This is a genomic window from Chitinophaga arvensicola (assembly GCF_900110835.1).
GTDB classification, from domain to species: Bacteria; Bacteroidota; Bacteroidia; order Chitinophagales; family Chitinophagaceae; genus Chitinophaga; species Chitinophaga arvensicola.
In genome coordinates this window covers 217,721-236,159 of record NZ_FOJG01000001.1, presented here as the reverse complement: position 1 = coordinate 236,159, position 18,439 = coordinate 217,721, and the positions used below count along the sequence as shown (strand labels likewise).

The following is an 18,439-nucleotide window of genomic DNA, read 5'->3' as shown; positions in this document are numbered from 1 at the left end:
ATATATCATTGATGATAAAGTTATCTTCTGCTGTTCAGGTTCATTAACAAACGCAGTATTTCGAGATACAACCAGATCAATGCCAGGAGCAGGGAAAAGGACGCATACCACTCGAAATATTTAGGTGCACCCATCGCGGCGCCCGTTTCAATTTCATCAAAGTTCAGGATCAATCTCAGCGCAGCGATAGCTACAATGAAAAGGGAAATACCGATGCTCAGCGGACTGCCTGGCGCCAGTGCAGGGATGCTTACATTAAACAGCCCCAATACAAAAGTAGCCAGGTAGAAAACCAGGATACCCAGCATGGCGGTGAAAATAATAGCCCGGAGCTTTGCTGTAGCCTTTATCACACCAGTGCGGTATAAGATCAGCATAGCAATGAAGGTACCCATGGTAAGTCCGATGGCCTGGAACGCAATGCCCTGGTATTTGGCATTAAACAAAGCAGTGACGGAACCCAGGAACAAGCCTTCTGCCAAAGCATAGGCCGGTGCAATATATGGTGACCATGTTTTCTTGAAGATCATGATGAAAGCCAGGATGGTACCGGTAATGGCGCCACCAATAGCCAACATGCCGGCCTGGCCCATTTCTCCTTTAGTGATCAGACCCCAGCTGTATATTGCTGCTGCGAGCAATAACGCAAACAGGAAAGACATTTTGTTAACTGTGCCACGTATAGTCATGGATTCGCCCTGGACAGGCGTTGCGCGACTGTATACCTCTTCATTCAGTACAGGGTTGTTCGATTCAAATAGTGCCATAAAGTATAGTTTAAATTTATGGGTTAAAAATACGATTTGATTTGATAAGAGGAGCAGCCAGCCCCGTTATTTGCACTAAAATTAGCATTTCTGTAACGATAACTTCCCGTTATCACCCATAACCAGAAGTAATGGGAATGCTTTAATCTGGCCGTAATAGTCTACTAAAGTTGTGTACTTTTGTGATCGGATCGGGAATAATATTGCATGGCAGTGTATTCCTACCGCCCGATTACCTAAATTTACATCTTTAAAAAGAATACCTTAAAAAGAATAAATAGATGCCTAATACTTCGATTCAACAGCTGGAGGATGTAGTGATAAAATTTGCAGGCGACAGTGGAGACGGGATGCAGTTAACAGGTACCCAGTTTTCTAACAACACCGCACTGTTCGGGAATGACCTGAGCACCTTCCCGGATTTTCCGGCGGAGATCCGTGCCCCGATAGGTACTTTACCCGGCGTGAGCGGTTTCCAGCTACACTTTTCTTCTAACAGAATATTTACCCCGGGTGATGCCTGTGATGTACTGGTAGTAATGAATGCCGCTGCACTGAAGGCTAACCTGAAAGGGCTTAAGAAAGGTGGTATCATCATCGCCAACACAGATGGTTTTGATGCCAAGAACTTACGACTGGCCAATTATCCGGAAGGTATAAATCCGCTGGAAGATGGTTCCCTGGCTCCTTACCAGCTGCATACCATGGATGTGACCAAAATGACGCGCGAAGCGCTGAAAGATACCACCCTGGGTATGAAAGAGAAAGATCGCGCCAAAAACATGTTTGTGCTCGGATTCCTCTACTGGCTGTATGACCGTGACATGGAAAATACAGAAGTGTTCCTGAAAGATAAGTTCGGTAAAAAGCCGGAAATCCTCGACAGTAACCTGAAAGTACTGCACGCCGGCTACAACTTCGCCGATACCGTAGAAGCCTTTACCACCCGTTACCGCGTAGAGAAAGCCCGCATGGAACCAGGTACTTACCGCAGTATCACCGGTAACACCGCCCTGGCTTATGGCCTGGTAGCAGCTGGTCAGCAATCCAACCTGCCCCTGTTCCTGGGTACTTATCCGATTACACCGGCTTCCGATATCCTGCATGAACTGAGCCGCTTCAAGAATTTTGGTATCCGTACCTTCCAGGCAGAAGACGAAATTGCAGGGATCACCTCTGCCATTGGTGCTTCCTATGGTGGTCACATGGGTATTACCACTACTTCCGGCCCGGGTATGGCCCTGAAAGGCGAAGCCATGGGACTGGCCGTAATGCTGGAAATACCTTTGATTATCGTTGATATTCAACGTGGTGGACCTTCCACAGGGTTACCTACCAAAACCGAGCAGTCCGACTTGTTACAAGCCTACTACGGCCGTAACGGCGAATGCCCGATGCCGGTAGTTTCGGCTTCCACGCCGGCAGATTGCTTTGATGCCGTATTTGAAGCCTTCCGCATTTCTGTGCAGCATATGACACCAGTAATATTCCTCAGCGATGGTTATATCGCCAACGGTTCCGAACCATGGCGCTTCCCCAAAGCCGCAGACCTGCCTAAGATTGAAGTGAAATTCAAGAAAGGGCTGGAAGAAGGTGAAGAACAGTTCCTGCCTTATCACCGCGATGAGAAACTGGTTCGCCCATGGGCAGTACCTGGTACACCCGGACTGGAACACCGTATTGGTGGCCTGGAAAAACAGAACATCACCGGTAACGTCAGCTACGATCCGGAAAACCACCAGCTGATGGTGAAGATCCGCCAGGAGAAGGTAGATAAGATCGCCGATTACATTCCTTTACAGAAAATTGAACTCGGTCCGGAAAAAGGTAAGGTGCTGGTGCTGGGCTGGGGATCTACCTACGGTGCCATCAAAAGCGCTGTACTGGATCTGTTGGCAGAAGGTCACGAAGTGGCACACGCACACATCCGCTACATCCGCCCCTTCCCTAAAAATCTGGGCGAAATACTGCACAGCTATGATAAAGTACTGATTCCTGAAATCAATAACGGTCAACTGATTAAGATTATCCGCGACCAGTTCCTCATTGATGCACAGGGCTATCATAAAATTATGGGCGTACCTATTACCAAAGGTGAACTGATCACAAAGATCAAGGAAATGCTGGCTTAGGCTATCCGCTACATATTATTTTAATGCACACAATAAAAAATCCTGTCCGTCGTGACAGGATTTTTTGTATTTTCCTGTATGGGGAGACTATTTACAGCTACTACTTCCCATGGAAAATATTTTTTGTTTAAGTCAACTGGTATGAATAGTCTTTTAAGAGTACTGTTTAGCACGATAACAGTAGCTGTATTGTATTTGCAGGCCAATGCCCAAACCAATACATTTGAAGTGCGCATTGCCAACCATGCTGTAGGAACCATTGAAGCTAACCGCAAACTCAATGGTGGCGCCAAAAGCATCATTATTAAAACACGTATCCAGATAATGCTGTCTAAAATCAACAGTGACATTATCAATGAATACAGTAATAATGTGTTGACCAACGCCAAATCTTCCCGTATTTCCGGTAAAACAGGAGAGGATAAACAAACGACGACGCGTCGTAACGGTAAAGAATATACGATAATGGTAAACGGGGAGAAATCGGTGATTGATAATGCAGAGATAGAGGAGTGTGTGGCCGATCTTTATTTTGCTGAACCCAAGCAGATCAACCGGGTATTTTCCGAAACGCTGGGCCGTTTCCTGCCTGTAAAATCATTGGGAGGAGGTGTATATGAGCTGATCCTGCCGGAGGGGAAAAAGAACGTGTTTAAATACGAAAACGGAACACTGGTACAGGTGGAAGTAAACCATACACTGGGCAAAGCCGTTTTTGTAAAAATAAGTTAGCCAATAAGAAGGTAGTCTTAAAAAAATTTGGGGAGATGGAAGCGATACATTGCTTTCATCTCCCCAATATATTTACAACCCCTTATAATACCTGTTCAATAATCTGTCCGCTTACTTTGTCTTTCAGGATCAGTTTTTTGGCCCCGAAATGCGTCATTTCTTCTTTTACCAGGTAGTATTGTTCGTTATACTCTGTCAGTGTTTTTGCCTTGGTGAGGCCTTCCTGTCCGCGCCATATTTCCAGTTGTACCGGTTCCCACTGTTTGGTGGCCGCACTTTTATAGGCGGCATCCAGGATCGCATTTACCACATAGCCATCATAGAAGGTTTCATTGGCTTCCTTACCAGCTTCCATGGCGTCGAACATATTGGTGAACATGTGATTGTAACCCAGTTCATTCAGTTCATCGCCCACGGGAAACAGCCAGCCGGAGTTGCTTTCGGCTTTCTCTGCTACGTAGTCGGCACCTTTACCGGTGGTGAACATGTCAAAGCCGGTGCGTAAAAAGCTATTGAGCCAGATGGTACCTTCTGTACCCATTACTTCATCGCGCAGATCGAGGCCACCGCGAAAAGTCCAGCTTACTTCAAACTGCCCGATAGCGCCGTTTTCATATTTTACCAGGCCAATAGCATGATCTTCTGCATCAATAGGTTTTACCTGTGTATCTGCCCAGCACATTACTTCTACGGGTTTAATATCTTTCCCGATGAAGTTGCGGCCAATTTCCACGCAATGGCAGCCCAGGTCAAGGATACAACCGCCCCCGGCCTGTTCTTTATCCCAGAACCATTCGCTGTGTGGGCCAGGGTGTGTTTCCCTGGATTTTGCCCAGAGAATTCTCCCCAGTGCGCCATCTTTCACGCTTTTCAGCGCCTTCAGGAATTTGGGCGTGTATACCAGGTCTTCCAGGTAGCCATGGAAGATGCCGGCTTTTTCTACTGCTTCCAGCATCCGCTTTGCCTCCTGTGCATTGCGGCCCAGTGGCTTTGTACAGATCACCGCTTTCTTGTGTTTGCAACAGAGGTTCACGGCTGCTTCATGCAGATTGTTGGGAAGCGATACGCATACCACTTCTACTTCCGGACGGGCAATGGCAGCTTCCATTTCCGTAGTCTGAAAGGCGACGTTGTAGTCTGTAGCGAATTTCTGCGCGCTTTCTTCGCGGCGGGAATATACGCTTACAATTTTATCGCGGCTACGCTGTCCCAGCAGGGAGTCTGCATAAAACCGTGCAATAAAGCCTGAGCCAAGCATTGCTATATTTGCCATAATAATCGTTTTTGCCGATGATTAATGTTTAACAACCGTATCCTTATTCGTATCTCTGAAAAACAACATAAAGAGCACCAGTACTACTGCTGCAATGCCGGCAGGAATGAGCCAGATAGTGTGCCAGTCGTGCCCTGCGCCGGTTTTGTAGGCCTCCACAATAGGACCGGAAATCACAAACCCGATTAACATACCCACGCCATAGGTAGCCAGTGTTACAAAGCCTTGGGCAGAACTTTTGAATTCCTCCCCGGCAATTTTATCGGTGTAAATCTGACCGGTAACAAAGAAGAAGTCGTAGCAGATACCGTGCAAAATGATTCCTACAATCAGCATCCAGTAGTTGGCATCGATGTCGCCAAAAGAGAAGAGGGTATAACGTACTACCCATGCGAGCATACCGAGCGCCAACATCTTCTTGACACCCAAACGCGCAAAGAACAGCGGCATTACCAGCATAAACAGGAACTCAGACATTTGTCCCATAGATTGCTTGCCGGCAGCGGCGTTCATACCAATTTCATTCAGGAATGGATTGGTGAAATTATAGTAGAATGCGAGTGGAATACAGATAGCGATAGAGGCCAGGAAAAACAGCAGGTAAGAGCGGTTTTTCAGCATACGGATGGCGTCGAGACCAAGGATTTCTTTCACAGAAATCTCGGTGCCCTTTTTGGCAGGTGGTGTTTTAGGAAGGGTGAAGCTGAAGAGGCCCAGCAGGAGCGATGCACCGGCTGCCATTTTAAAGGTCAGGTCCAGTGAATTGGTTTTCTCCCATTGTAACCATCCGATCAGTAAACCGGCCAGGATCCAGCCCACGGTACCAAATACGCGGATAAAGGAAAACTCTTTGCTCGGATCAGTCATCTGACGGAAAGAGATAGAGTTAACCAACGCCAGTGTAGGCATATAGAGGATCATGTACACCAGTAATACCGGGTAGAAGCTGTCGAAGCTGGTCATGCCGGAGCAGGTCCACAGCAGTGCAGCGCCTATCAGGTGAATAATGCCGAGGATGATCTGTGCAGAAACGAAGCGGTCTGCAATGATGCCCACGATGAAAGGTGCAATGACTGCACCGATAGACTGTGTAAGGAAAGCGACGCCCACCTGGCTATCGGTGGTGTTCTGCAGATTTTTTAATACGAAGGTGCCTAACGTCACAAACCATGCTCCCCAGATAAAAAACTCCAGGAACATCATAAACGATAATTGAACCCTAACAGCTGATCTCATAACAACTAAAGCTTTATTGATTGAATCTTGATGAACCGCTTAAGTTAATAAAATTTCATTAGTGTCAAATGAAATTATTGATGGATAGCAGAAACTACAACGGTTCACAAAGTATTGTGCCTGATCTTTTTACCCGGCATTACGGCGATATCTGAGCCGGCTGCCAGCAGGGTGCTTTTGGGCGCTTGTTGTAAGATGTTTTCAAACGCGGCGCCGTACAGCGCGCGGGTACTGCAATGATAATCAAATCCGGTGACCGGATGAATTTCCCATTGCGGGTGTGTCACCTGGTATTCGCCGGTGGTTTGATGGTCCAGCCGGGTATAGCCCCAGTAATGTTCTGTAATAAATTCCGCTTCGCTGCCGGGCAGAATGGCATGTCTGGCTTGCAGGGCGGTGGCGGACAAGTGATTCCAGTCGTTGGCCACTTTCCATCGATAGCTCACGCTGAGGGTGTTGTTGTCCGGGTATTCCCAGCTGTGCGCCATGGTATGTGTGGCGTATTTCTCCTTGTAGATAGTGTTGGCTACGAAGGTGATGAGTGCTTTGGGCACCAGTTCCTTTACGAATACCACGCCGCGTTTCCAGCTGCCATCTTCTTTGTAGCGCACGTAAAAGCGTAGGTTTACTTCTTCGAAAGTACGATGACCTGGAAACGGGAATCCCTTTACCCTGGTATCCTGGAAGAGGAAGCCTACCAGGCTTACATAGTGGATATTGTTCCAGGTATCCAGTTCTGTGTGAGCAGGAAGATATGCTTTTAGTACCGCAGGATCAGCTTCAAAGTTGATCATCAGCAGGTTTCTCCAGGCGGCAGTCAGGAATGGGCGCATATCAGCTGGCTTTTATCAGTTTGGCGTAATATTTACAGGCTGGTCTGAGCCCGCATTCGCCGCATTTGGGGCTACGTGCCACGCAAATATAACGGCCATGCAGGATGAGCCAGTGATGGGCAACGTGTACTTTTTCTTTCGGAATATGTTTGAGCAGCTGCAGTTCTGTCTGCAACGGTGTTTTGGCATTGGTGGTAAGTCCTATCCTGGCGGATACCCTGAATACGTGGGTATCTACCGCCATATTGGGCTGATGATGCACCACAGATGTGATGACGTTGGCTGTTTTACGGCCTACGCCTGGTAGTTTGATAAGTTCAGGGACAGTGGCGGGTATTTCACCGTTGAAGTCTTCTACCACCATCTGTGCCATCCCGATCAGGTGTTTCGTTTTATTGTTGGGATAGCTGATACTACGGATCAGAGGAAACAGGTCATCGAAGGTGGCCCTACTGAGTGCATATACATCCGGGTACTGCGCAAAGATCGCAGGCGTGGTCATGTTTACGCGTTTATCGGTGCATTGCGCAGACAGGATAACAGCTACCAGCAGTTGGTATGGATTGTCGTAGATGAGTTCCGTTTCGGCATTGGGAGCATGTTCCTCAAAGTACTTGAGAACAAATGCATAACGCTCTTTTTGAGTCATGCCATAAAGATAGGAAAAATGAAAAAAGTAAGGGTGCTGTTACTTTTCTTCAGCGGTTTGTTTATTGGCAGCGTAGTCAAAAATCAGCTGCAGCGTGGCCACTCTTGGTGCATAATGCACGGTGTTGAGGGCGGCTTTGGTATCTTCAAAACAGGCTTGCTCTTCCTGGGTTAAAGAAAGTTCCTCCTGGTGATGTTTTATATCGCTTTTGGTAACAAGACACAGGGTTGAAAGTACAGAAAGTGTAAAATTACTCATGCATTATTATTTTAATACTATAAATAGGTTCTGTTTTATAACGGATTTAGCGCGGAATCTATTGTTAATTTAAGATAAATTTTTAAGATGCGCAAGGAGAAAGGGGTGAGTTATTGGGCGGGGGCTGGGGTGATAATGAAAAGGTCTTCATTATCTTTCTTCATATAGTATTTCTCGCGGGCAAATTTCTCCAGTTTTTCCGGGCTGGACAGGAGTTCCTGTTGTTCTTCGCGGGTTTGTTTGATTTCCTGGATAAAGAATTCTTTCTGGTTTTCCAGCTTATTCACTTCCGATTGGAACTGATACTGGTACATGAGGTTGGTTTTGTCGAGGAATGCGATCCAGATGATAAAGGCAGCAAAAGCTATGAAGAATTTATTCTTCAGGAACTTCGGCACTTTTATCGATTTTAATCCGGGCATACAGCAATTTACAAATCATTTCTGAAATTCAGCTACCCGGTTACGGGAACCGGGTAGCTGAGGTATTTATTTTTTCACGCTGATGGAGTTGGTAGGATATACCGCAACTTCACCCAGTGCTTCTTCAATACGCAGTAACTGGTTGTATTTCGCCATACGGTCTGTACGGGAAGCGGAACCGGTTTTGATCTGACCGCAGTTCAGGGCTACGGCGAGGTCAGCGATGGTAGTATCTTCAGTTTCGCCGGAACGGTGGCTCATGATAGAAGTGTAACCGGCTTTGTGTGCCATGTTTACTGCATCGATGGTTTCAGTAACGGTACCGATCTGGTTTACTTTTACCAGGATACTGTTAGCGATACCTTTATCGATACCTTCTTTCAGACGGAGTACGTTGGTAACGAACAGATCGTCGCCTACCAGCTGTACGCGGTCGCCTACTGATTCGGTCAGTTTTTTCCAACCAGCCCAGTCATCTTCTGCCATACCGTCTTCGATAGAAACGATAGGATATTTGTTTACCCATTCAGTCCAGTAAGCCACCATTTCGTCGCTGCTGATCACTTTCTGGGAGCTCTTGTAGAATTTGTAGCTTTTAGTAGCATCATCCCACATTTCGCTGCTGGCGGCATCCAGGGCAATAGCTACCTGGGTGCCTGGTTCGTAACCTGCTGCTTTGATAGCTTCCAGCACGGTTTCGATAGCTTCTTCGTTGCTCTGGATTTCAGGAGCAAAGCCGCCTTCGTCACCTACGTTGGTGCTGTAACCTTTCTTTTTCAGTACGGATTTCAGGTGGTGGAAAATTTCCACGCCCCAGCGCAAACCTTCAGAGAAAGAAGGTGCACCTACCGGTACGATCATGAATTCCTGGAAATCGATTTTATTATCCGCGTGCGCACCACCGTTGATGATGTTCATTAAAGGAATAGGGAGGGTGAAAGCGTTTACACCGCCGAGGTAGCGGTACAGTGGCTGGTTGCTTTCTTCAGCAGCAGCTTTGGCTACAGCCATGCTCACTGCGAGGGTAGCGTTAGCACCCAGTTTGGCTTTATTAGGAGTACCATCCAATTGAATCAGGAACTTATCAATACCGGCCTGATCCGTTACTTCCCAACCAATCAGTTCTTCGGCGATGATATCGTTTACATTGTTTACGGCCTGCAGTACGCCTTTGCCCATGTAAACACTTTTATCGTTGTCACGCAGCTCTACGGCTTCGTGTTTACCGGTAGAAGCACCGGATGGAACTGCTGCACGGCCAAAGTGACCGTCTTCTGTGGTTACATCAACCTCAATTGTTGGATTACCACGGCTGTCGAGGATCTGCCTGGCATGGATTTCTGAAATAGTACTCATAATTCGAAAAGTTATTATTGTTAGCTATTTATTTAGCGACTGGTGTTCGCTTTGGCCGTTAGTCCCTCACCACTCTCGGGTGCTAAGGCTGTCAGTTAATTGCCCGAAGCTTTTGTCAATTCCCGGAAAATTGTTTCCAGGCTTTGTGAATTGCTCTGCAAAGAAAGTATGTTCCTGTTATTAATCAAAGCAAATTGTAACAGGTTTTTTCGTACCTCATCTACCTGACTGGTAAATAACTGCCAGCTGCCGTCTTTCTGGGCCACCACACGGGTAATGCCGGGAATAGACAGGAGTTCGGTGTCGGTTACCGGCTCCGCAAAGGTAACCTGTAAATAACCATTCCCGCTGCTGTTCTGCTGTATTAACGATAATTTATCGTCTGCAATGATTTTTCCCTTGTTAATGATGATCACCCGGTCGCACAAGGCTTCTACCTCCTGCATGATATGGGTAGACAGGATCACGGTTTTATTGGCGCCCAGCTCCCTGATCAGTTGCCGGATATCGGCCAGCTGGTTAGGATCCAGGCCGGTAGTAGGTTCGTCGAGGATCAGCACTTCCGGATCGTGCAGCAGCGCCTGTGCCAGGCCAACACGTTGTTTATACCCATTGGATAAAGCCCCGATTTTCTTGTGCCGCTCCGGTTGCAGCCCGGTGAGTTTTATAACAGTGTTGATCCGCTCTGCACCTGCCTTTCCCAGTTGGTGAATACCTGCAATAAACTCCAGGAACTCCCGGATATACATGTCGTAATACAACGGGTTGGACTCCGGCAGGTAGCCTACCCTTTTGCGTACTTCCAGCGACTGGGACACCACGTCGAAGCCGCATACACTGGCCTTCCCGCTGGTAGGCGGTAAAAAGCCGGTGATCATTTTCATGGTGGTGGATTTTCCCGCGCCGTTAGGCCCCAGAAAACCAGTGATCTCCCCCTTTCTTAATTCAAAGGAAATAGCATCCACAGCCCGTTGTTCGCCATATACTTTACTGAGTTCTGATACCTGGATAGACATGTATGCTTGCACGTTTTGCGGGAACTAATGTACTTAAAAAAGCCGATTTATGCGGATTTTGTCTTGCCCGGGATCCGCCCCACAGGTATCCTGTTTATTTTTCCGGGAGATGGATGCCGGATGTGTGTACAACGGTTAGTAAGCCTTTCAACATGTATACATAATACGTACAGGTATATACGAAAAATGAGGTGGAATCACTGGCACATAACTTGTTCCCATCTTCCCGCAAAAATTAAAAAATCAGTAAAATCCACATAATCAGTCTGATCTGGGTAACACCAAATCTGCTTTTCCCTACATTTGCATATTATGAAGAGAGTCATCGGTTTACTTTGCTTATTACCACAATTGTTACAGGCACAATCCATTCCGGTAAAGGACTATCCGCAAGGCTATTTCAGGAATCCGCTGAATATTCCGATCATACTGGCCGGTAATTTCGGAGAGTTGCGCCCTAACCATTTTCATTCGGGAATGGATATTAAAACCCAGCAACAGGAAAACCTGCCGGTACACGCCGCCGCAGATGGTTATGTGAGCCGCATTGGTGTATCGCATACCGGCTTTGGGAATGTATTGTACATTACTCACCCCAACGGCTATACGACAGTATATGCACATCTGAACGCTTTTTTCCCTGCTTTGCAACAATACGTGAAGAAGCAACAGTACCAGGCTGAAAGCTGGGCCAGTGACCTGTCGATTCCCGCAGGCCTGTTCCCGGTGAAGAAGGGCGACTTCGTAGCCTGGAGCGGTAATACCGGCGGTTCTGCCGGTCCGCACCTGCACTTTGAAATCAGGAATACGCAAACGGAGAAACCACTCAACCCCCTGCTGTTTGGTTTTGACATCGCCGATACCCATGCCCCGGATGTATACCGCATCGCGATCTATGACCGCGAAAAGAGTATCTACGAACAGCAACCCATTATGCTGCCAGTAAAGAAAGTGGGTAACGAATACGTGACTACCCAACCTGTCATTAAAGTAAATGCAGATCAGGCAGGTATTGGCGTGAGCGCCATTGACCGCATGAATACCGGTAATATTTATGGGATCTATGAAGTGACGCTGTTGCAGAATAACGAGCCGGATATCGACTTTCAGCTGGATAACATCGGTTACGATGAAACCCGTTACCTGAATGCGCATATTGATTATAAAACAAAGAAAGGCGGCGGCCCTTATTATCAGCTGGTGTTCTCTCTCCCCGGCAACAAACTCGATATCTATCATGACCTTAAAGGAGATGGTACCATTCACCTGTCTGATAACCTGGTACATGAAGTGAAGCTGCTGGTGAAGGATGCCTATGGTAATACTTCTACTGTGAAACTGGCATTGCAGCGGTCCAAGATGGATGTACAGGAAAAAGCTTGTGCCAATACCATGTATCCCGACTCCCGCAATATCTTTGAAAATAACCAGGTAGAATTTTACCTGGATGAACAGGCACTGTACGACAAGATCTGTTTTAATTACCTGGAAACAGCTTCGGTGAACACAAAGGCCTACTCCAATGTTTATCACCTGCACAACGCGCTGATACCGGTACACGATTTCTTTGATGTTCGCCTCCGCGCATCCCGGAATGTACCGGAATACCTGCAGCCAAAAATAGTGATGGTCAGAGAAGGCCAGGGCAGCAGTGTATCCGCCACCACATTGGAAAACGGCTGGTACAAAGGCACGTTCCGAGACTTTGGTAACTTCCATCTTGAAGTGGATACAGTCGCGCCAAAAGTAACACCGGTGGGCGTAAAACCAGGCGCCGTGCTGTCAAAGGCCGGTAAAATATCTTTCGCCATGAGCGATGCCAGTGGTATTAAAAGCTACCGGGCAGAACTAGATGGCAAATGGTTGCTGTTCTCCCGGAGAGGTAACGTACTTACCTATACGTTTGATGAACACTGCGCTCCGGGTAATCACGTGCTGGTCGTAAAAGTGACGGATGTGGCAGGCAATGAAGGCAGCTACAGATTATCTTTCAAACGTTAATACATTCATCTCAAACAGCTAAAACTATCAATATGGGAAACTTAAATGAAGGCGATAAAGCCCCTGTTTTCAAAGGAAAAGACCAGCATGGTAAAACCGTATCCCTGACCGATTTTAAAGGAAAAAGGGTGGTGCTGTATTTTTATCCGAAAGATAATACCCCGGGCTGTACTGCACAGGCCTGCAACCTGCGCGACAACTACTCCGATCTGCTGAAGAAAGGATATGTAGTAGTAGGCGTAAGCACCGACAGTGAACAGAGTCACCAGAAATTTATTGAGAAATATGAACTGCCGTTTACTTTACTGGCAGATGAAGATAAAGCGATCGTAAATCAATACGGCGTGTATGGTGAAAAACAGATGATGGGTAAAACCTACGATGGTATTCATCGCACTACTTTCCTTATCGATGAGAAAGGTGTGATTGCGCATATCATTAAAAAGCCGGATACTAAAAATCACACAGAAGAGATCCTGGAATTGTGGAAATAGTATACTGCTTGAAAAGAAGAAGGGAGATAGTTGCGAAACTATCTCCCTTCTTCTTTTATGTGATATCAGATTATCTCTTCTGACGTTGTTTCTTAAAGAGGTTACCTGTTTTGAACTTGTTACCTTCAGGGCTACCTACACGGTCCATAGCGCAACGGAAACCAACGGTGTTTGTGGCCATATCTTCCTGCATGTAACGGCGGGTACCTGGTGAAAGCCAGTAAGCACGGTCGTTCCAGCTACCACCTTTGATCACGTGTGATTTGTCGTTGATGAGGGTAGTGATACCGTAACCATATTCCACCTGTGAGAGGGAGTCACCATCCAGGTAGTTGATTACATCTCCTTTCTGGTAGTTAAGACGGTTAGCACTTTCTTCATCGGTTACATCACGCATTTTCAGGTGACCGAGACTATCTTTTTCGAACTCTTTGTTTTCGTTCTGATAAACAGTCTGGAATTTGTTACCACGGAAGTAGTTGAAGTCTTCCCCATCAATCGGGTTCAGTGGTCTGTATACGTCCAGTACCCATTCTGCTACGTTACCTGACATGTTGTAGATGCCGAACGTGTTAGGATAGAAGGAGCGGATAGGACCCGGAATGGAAGCACGGTCGTTCAAACCACCGGCCACACCCATGTTATCACCGGAACCACGTTTGAAGTTGGCCAGGAACTGTCCCTGCATGGTACCGCGACGGATGTCACGTAAACCGCTGGTATTTGTTCCCCAGGAGTACACCTGTTTGTTCATGATCAGCTCTTCCCCGTGTTTGCCTTCTTTTTTGGAAGGGCCGGGGTTCTGACCTATATAACCCAGTGCAGCATATTCCCATTCAGCTTCTGTCGGGAGACGGTAGTTGGGTAACATGATACCATCTTCGAAAGCAGCGTTACGGGGTGTACCGTCGGAGTTTTTGAATTGTGATTTGGCAGACTTTGACATTTTACCTGGCGTACCTTCATACAGGCCGGCGGTGTAAGATTTCGTGTCAAAGGTATTGTCATCAGACTGGTTGCCTACATCTGCTTTGGAAAGCAGGCCTTTGTCCATCAGCAACTTTTCGTTTACACGGTTGGAGCGCCATTTACAATAGTCGGTTGCCTGTTTCCAGGTAACACCTACTACCGGATAGTCGTTGTAGGCCGGGTGACGGAAATAATATTCTACCAGTGGTTCATTGTAGGCCAGTTCACTACGCCATACCAGGGTGTCCGGCATTGCGTTGCGGTATACATCCGGGAATGACTCACCATACACACGGTTCAACCAGTAGAGATATTCACGATAATGTACGTTGGCTACTTCAGATTCGTCGATGTAGAAGGAGGAAACAGTAATACGGCGTGGAATGTTATTCCAGTCGCCCATTACATCCTGCTCGGTTGCTCCCATCGCGAATGTACCGCCCTGAACGAAAACAAGGCCCGGACCAGTTTGCTGGTTCACGTTTTTAGCTACGCTGAAACCGCCCATTTTCTGGTCGTTATAGTTCCAGCCCGTAGCGGAAGAAGATTCCTTCTTCTTACCGAAAAGTCCCCCGCCGTCCTTATGACAGGCACTCATGGATAGCATTACGCTGGTACCTACGAGCAATGATAAAGAGGTTAATCTACGCATGCGATACAGCTTTAGTCTAGTATATTTACAGTAAACGCAAATGTACTTCTTTTTATTTTATGGCGAAAAAAATTAATTTGTAATTTGCTGCCAATCGTTCCCGCTGATACAGGGTCTTTTCTACATCAACCGGTCGAAAAACTGCGATTAAGGTAATGAAACTCAATTATATTTTTATCTGGATATTATTGTTTTTTTTGGGTGGCGGGACTGAAATATATGCCCAAAGCAGCGTCCGGACCTATAAAAAAAATTCTGTACTGGCTACCGGCAGCTGGTATAAAGTGGCGATTGCGACTCCGGGGATCTATAAGATAGATGTTCCTTTTCTGAAAAGTATGGGGCTCAGCGATCAGCAGCTGTCGTCCGCTTCCCTGCGGATATTTGGCAGTGGCGGACAGATGCTGGGGGAAGCCAATGCGGAGCCCCGGTACGACGATGTGCCGGAAACCGCCCTGTATGTGGAAGACGGCGGCGATGGCGTACTGGATGGTAATGACTACGTCTTGTTTTATGCGCCCGGTCCTCACCGGTGGCGTTATAATGCCAGTCTGAAAACCTTTGGTCACCAGTTAAATCTGTATGCAGATACGGCCTGGTATTATATTACTACCGGTGGCAGTGGTCTGAGGACCACCATCGCCAATAACCCACTTACCGGGGCACTCCCGGAATATGCAGTTGATTATCATGCCTTTTATGAACGGGACAGCATTAATTTTCTCAATACCGGCAAACAATGGTGGGGGCAGGAGTTCAGCAAGGTAGTGGGGTTATCGCGCAGTTACCGGTTTGATCTGCCCGCCCCCCCGGTGGGAGCCGTCGCCATTAATATACGCGCGGCAGCCCGCAGTGGCAGCGGCAGTAATTTCAATGCCACCGTAAACAAAGCGGCCGCTGTCAGTAACCTGTACCTGTTGCCGGTGACCGATAATATTTTTGAAGGCGTAGCCACCGCCGCTACCGGTACTGGTAGTGCTGCGGTTACACAGGCGCAGCTGGAGGTGGGAGTGGAGTTTGTACCAGGCAGTATCAACGACCGGGGCTGGCTGGATTATCTTGAAGTGCAGGCTCGATGTCCGCTGGTATTACCTTCTTCCGGTATGATCGACTTCCGGAGTACCCTTTATGCCGGCAGCGGGCAATGGAGCCGGTTTGCGCTGCATCATGCAGACGCACAGACGAAAGTCTGGGATGTAACGGACCCGTTGCACCCGATCCTCATCAATACAACGCTGCAGGGGGATTCCCTGCTTTTTGCCGGCAGAAATGACGGGCTCCGGGAATACATGGCTTTCCGCCCCGCCGACGCCGCGGAGCCGGGTTTCGCCGGGATGGTGCCTAACCAGGACCTGCATGGCAGCGGTCCGGCCGATATGATTATTATTACCACACGGGCCTTGCAGGCGCAGGCTGAAAGACTGGCAACACTGCATCGCGCTGCAGATCAGCTGTCGGTGCAGGTAACCCCTATCGACCAGGTATACCAGGAGTTTGCTTCAGGTACACCTGATCCCACTGCTATCAGGGATTATGTGAAGATGTTTTACGACCGGGGACCAGCGCCCCGCTACCTGTTGTTGTTTGGGGCAGCTTCCTATGATTACCGGCAGCGGATTAAAAATAATAGCAACGATATTCCTTCCTGGGAAAGCGATGCTTCCCTGGATGCCATACGCTCCTATGTATCAGACGATTATTTCGGTATCCTCAAAGATGCCGGCGATATTACGCGGACGGATAAACCAGACCTGCTGGATATAGGGATCGGGCGTATTCCTGCCCGGAATGTAGCGGAGGCCAGGCTGGCGGTGGATAAGATTCAGCACTACAGAGAGCCGGCCGCCTTCGGCCCCTGGCGCAACCAGGCCACTCTTTTGGCAGATGACGAAGATGATAACCTGCACTTTGATGATGCAGAGAAAATGGGGGCTATCCTGACGAAGGACGTGCGTCAGCTGAATATCGATAAAATATACCTGGATGCTTATCCGCAGGAGAGCGGCAATGGGGGCGCTACTTATCCCGAAGTGAATAAGGCGGTAGCCAGCCGGATCAATAACGGCACATTGATATTCAACTATACCGGGCATGGCAGCAATTCGCGGCTGGCCGCTGAAAATATTATGGATGCAGGCAGTATTACAGACTGGCATAATGATAATAAGCTACCGCTCTTTATTACTGCTACCTGCGACTTTGCCCCATTTGATGATCCGGGAATCACTTCTTTAGGGCATAAGATACTTTTGCAGCACACAGGTGGGGCCATTGCCCTGATGACCACTACCAGGGCTGTATTTGCGGCTTCCAACCAGTTGATGAATGCCAATTATCTGAAGGTCGCGTTTACTCCCCAGGCGGATGGAAGTATGCCTGCGTTGGGAACAGCAGCTATGCTGGCCAAGAACCTTACTTACAGCAGTTCCGGCGATGCGGTAAATAACCGGAAGTTTCAATTGCTCGGGGATCCGGCGTTGACGCTGGCGTTTCCCGGCTACCGGGTGTTGACCGACTCCATTAATGGCCGGGCGGTTACAGCCGGTCCCGATACGATAAAGGGACTGGGGATCTATACTGTGAAAGGACATATCGAAGATCTACAAGGCAACCTGGTCCCGGGGTACAATGGTCTGCTATACACAACGGTATATGATCAGCCGGCAGTACTAAAGACGAGAGGTAATGACGCCGGCAGCCAGGTGGCAAATTTTCTGCTGCAGCGCAATGTACTTTTTCAGGGAACTCAGACAGTGGCAAATGGCAGGTTTTCCCTTACTTTTGTAGCCCCAAAGGATATCCGGGAAGGAAGTGGCCATGGGAAGATCAGTTATTATACCACTAATGAAAAGCAGGATGGTAGCGGATATTTTGATAATTTTGCGACCGGAGGTCAGGTTGCCGCACCGGTAGCAGATGTGACAGGACCAACAGTGAATGCGTGGCTTGATAACCGCCGTTTCAGAAATGGCGATATTACAGGACCGGATGCGTTACTGATAGTAGATCTGGCAGATAGCAGCGGGATCAATGTTTCTGGTAACAACCCCATTTATCAGCTGACGGCAATTGTGGATAGTACCAATTATATTGTATTAAATGATTATTTTGGGGCATCTTTGGATAGCTATAAAAAAGGAAGTGTACTTTTTCCGCTAAGGGGATTGTCTACAGGAGAACATAAGATTACGATTAAAGCCTGGGATACCTACAATAATGGCGCTACCACGACGCTGTATTTCAAAGTGGCAGAACAGGGCGTACTGGCAGTGGATGAGGTGAGGAATTATCCCAATCCTTTTTCAGACATAACACGGTTTTCTTTTGTTCATAATCAGCAGGGAGAAGAGTTGAGATTGACTTTGGAGGTGTTTACAATAGCTGGGAGACTGGTAAAAACTATGCGTAGCACAATAATTTCCACCAACGGTCGTTTTGATGGCATGCCCTGGGATGGTCGTAGTGATTCGGGAGCAAAGCTGTCTGCGGGATTGTACTTTTACAGACTGACAATCAGTACTTCTACAGGAACAAAAATCAAGGGCGGCAAGCTGGTGTTTTTATAGCCTATGCAGGACAATAATTTTGCCATTATCCCATATAAACCCCTTTCTATATTTATTTAATAAATTAGATTATTTTTACATCC

At 47.6% G+C, this 18,439-nt stretch carries 15 protein-coding genes; 5 read left to right on the top strand and 10 right to left on the bottom strand.

Annotated features, from left to right (window positions below; all coding sequences use genetic code 11):
* Nucleotides 1–20 precede the first annotated feature (20 nt).
* Nucleotides 21–767 carry a Bax inhibitor-1/YccA family protein gene (locus tag BMW79_RS01000; protein WP_089889350.1) on the bottom strand — a complete coding sequence of 249 codons (747 nt, stop codon included), beginning with the start codon at nt 765–767 and terminating at the stop codon, nt 21–23.
* A 281-nt stretch (nt 768–1,048) separates the two neighbouring features.
* Here BMW79_RS01000 and BMW79_RS00995 point away from each other — a divergent pair, with 281 nt between their 5' ends.
* Nucleotides 1,049–2,899 carry a 2-oxoacid:acceptor oxidoreductase subunit alpha gene (locus BMW79_RS00995; RefSeq protein ID WP_089889347.1) on the top strand — a complete coding sequence of 617 codons (1,851 nt, stop codon included), beginning with the start codon at nt 1,049–1,051 and terminating at the stop codon, nt 2,897–2,899.
* A gap of 141 nt (nt 2,900–3,040) precedes the next feature.
* Nucleotides 3,041–3,631 carry a DUF6134 family protein gene (locus BMW79_RS00990; protein WP_143059040.1) on the top strand — a complete coding sequence of 197 codons (591 nt, stop codon included), beginning with the start codon at nt 3,041–3,043 and terminating at the stop codon, nt 3,629–3,631.
* Nucleotides 3,632–3,713: 82 nt separating this feature from the next.
* Here the strand turns inward: BMW79_RS00990 and BMW79_RS00985 are convergent, their stop codons facing one another.
* From BMW79_RS00985 to gldA, 8 genes are all read right to left on the bottom strand, one after another.
* Nucleotides 3,714–4,904 (bottom strand): Gfo/Idh/MocA family protein, encoded by a 1,191-nt coding sequence (locus tag BMW79_RS00985; protein ID WP_089889342.1) that lies wholly within the window; start codon nt 4,902–4,904, stop codon nt 3,714–3,716.
* Nucleotides 4,905–4,925: 21 nt separating this feature from the next.
* Nucleotides 4,926–6,140, bottom strand: a complete 1,215-nt coding sequence (locus tag BMW79_RS00980; protein WP_089889338.1) for a nucleoside permease — start codon at nt 6,138–6,140, stop codon at nt 4,926–4,928.
* Nucleotides 6,141–6,244: 104 nt separating this feature from the next.
* Nucleotides 6,245–6,973 (bottom strand): YqjF family protein, encoded by a 729-nt coding sequence (locus tag BMW79_RS00975; RefSeq protein WP_089889335.1) that lies wholly within the window; start codon nt 6,971–6,973, stop codon nt 6,245–6,247.
* Between the two features lies 1 nt (nt 6,974).
* Nucleotides 6,975–7,622: an endonuclease III gene (nth, locus tag BMW79_RS00970; protein WP_089889332.1), complete on the bottom strand. Its 648-nt coding sequence runs from the start codon at nt 7,620–7,622 to the stop codon at nt 6,975–6,977.
* A 39-nt stretch (nt 7,623–7,661) separates the two neighbouring features.
* Entirely contained in the window at nt 7,662–7,880 is a 219-nt protein-coding gene (locus tag BMW79_RS00965; RefSeq protein WP_089889329.1) for a hypothetical protein, read from the bottom strand.
* Between the two features lie 110 nt (nt 7,881–7,990).
* Nucleotides 7,991–8,302: an FtsB family cell division protein gene (locus BMW79_RS00960; protein ID WP_089889328.1), complete on the bottom strand. Its 312-nt coding sequence runs from the start codon at nt 8,300–8,302 to the stop codon at nt 7,991–7,993.
* 66 nt (nt 8,303–8,368) lie between these two features.
* Nucleotides 8,369–9,658, bottom strand: a complete 1,290-nt coding sequence (gene eno, locus BMW79_RS00955; RefSeq protein WP_089889325.1) for a phosphopyruvate hydratase — start codon at nt 9,656–9,658, stop codon at nt 8,369–8,371.
* Between the two features lie 95 nt (nt 9,659–9,753).
* Nucleotides 9,754–10,674 (bottom strand): gliding motility-associated ABC transporter ATP-binding subunit GldA, encoded by a 921-nt coding sequence (gene gldA / locus BMW79_RS00950; protein ID WP_089889324.1) that lies wholly within the window; start codon nt 10,672–10,674, stop codon nt 9,754–9,756.
* Between the two features lie 312 nt (nt 10,675–10,986).
* On the opposite strand from gldA, the gene BMW79_RS00945 reads away from it, so the two are divergent.
* Both BMW79_RS00945 and bcp read left to right on the top strand, forming a co-directional pair.
* A complete protein-coding gene (locus BMW79_RS00945; RefSeq protein WP_089889320.1) occupies nt 10,987–12,675 on the top strand; it encodes a peptidoglycan DD-metalloendopeptidase family protein in 1,689 nt (562 codons plus the stop codon).
* A gap of 32 nt (nt 12,676–12,707) precedes the next feature.
* A complete protein-coding gene (gene bcp, locus BMW79_RS00940; RefSeq protein ID WP_089889317.1) occupies nt 12,708–13,169 on the top strand; it encodes a thioredoxin-dependent thiol peroxidase in 462 nt (153 codons plus the stop codon).
* Between the two features lie 70 nt (nt 13,170–13,239).
* On the opposite strand, the gene BMW79_RS00935 is transcribed toward bcp, so the two are convergent.
* The gene (locus tag BMW79_RS00935) at nt 13,240–14,790 is read right to left on the bottom strand and encodes an SUMF1/EgtB/PvdO family nonheme iron enzyme (RefSeq protein WP_089889314.1); all 1,551 of its coding nucleotides are present in this window, start codon (nt 14,788–14,790) and stop codon (nt 13,240–13,242) included.
* Nucleotides 14,791–14,945: 155 nt separating this feature from the next.
* On the opposite strand from BMW79_RS00935, the gene porU reads away from it, so the two are divergent.
* Entirely contained in the window at nt 14,946–18,356 is a 3,411-nt protein-coding gene (gene porU / locus BMW79_RS00930) for a type IX secretion system sortase PorU (protein ID WP_089889311.1), read from the top strand.
* The last annotated feature ends 83 nt before the right edge of the window (nt 18,357–18,439 follow it).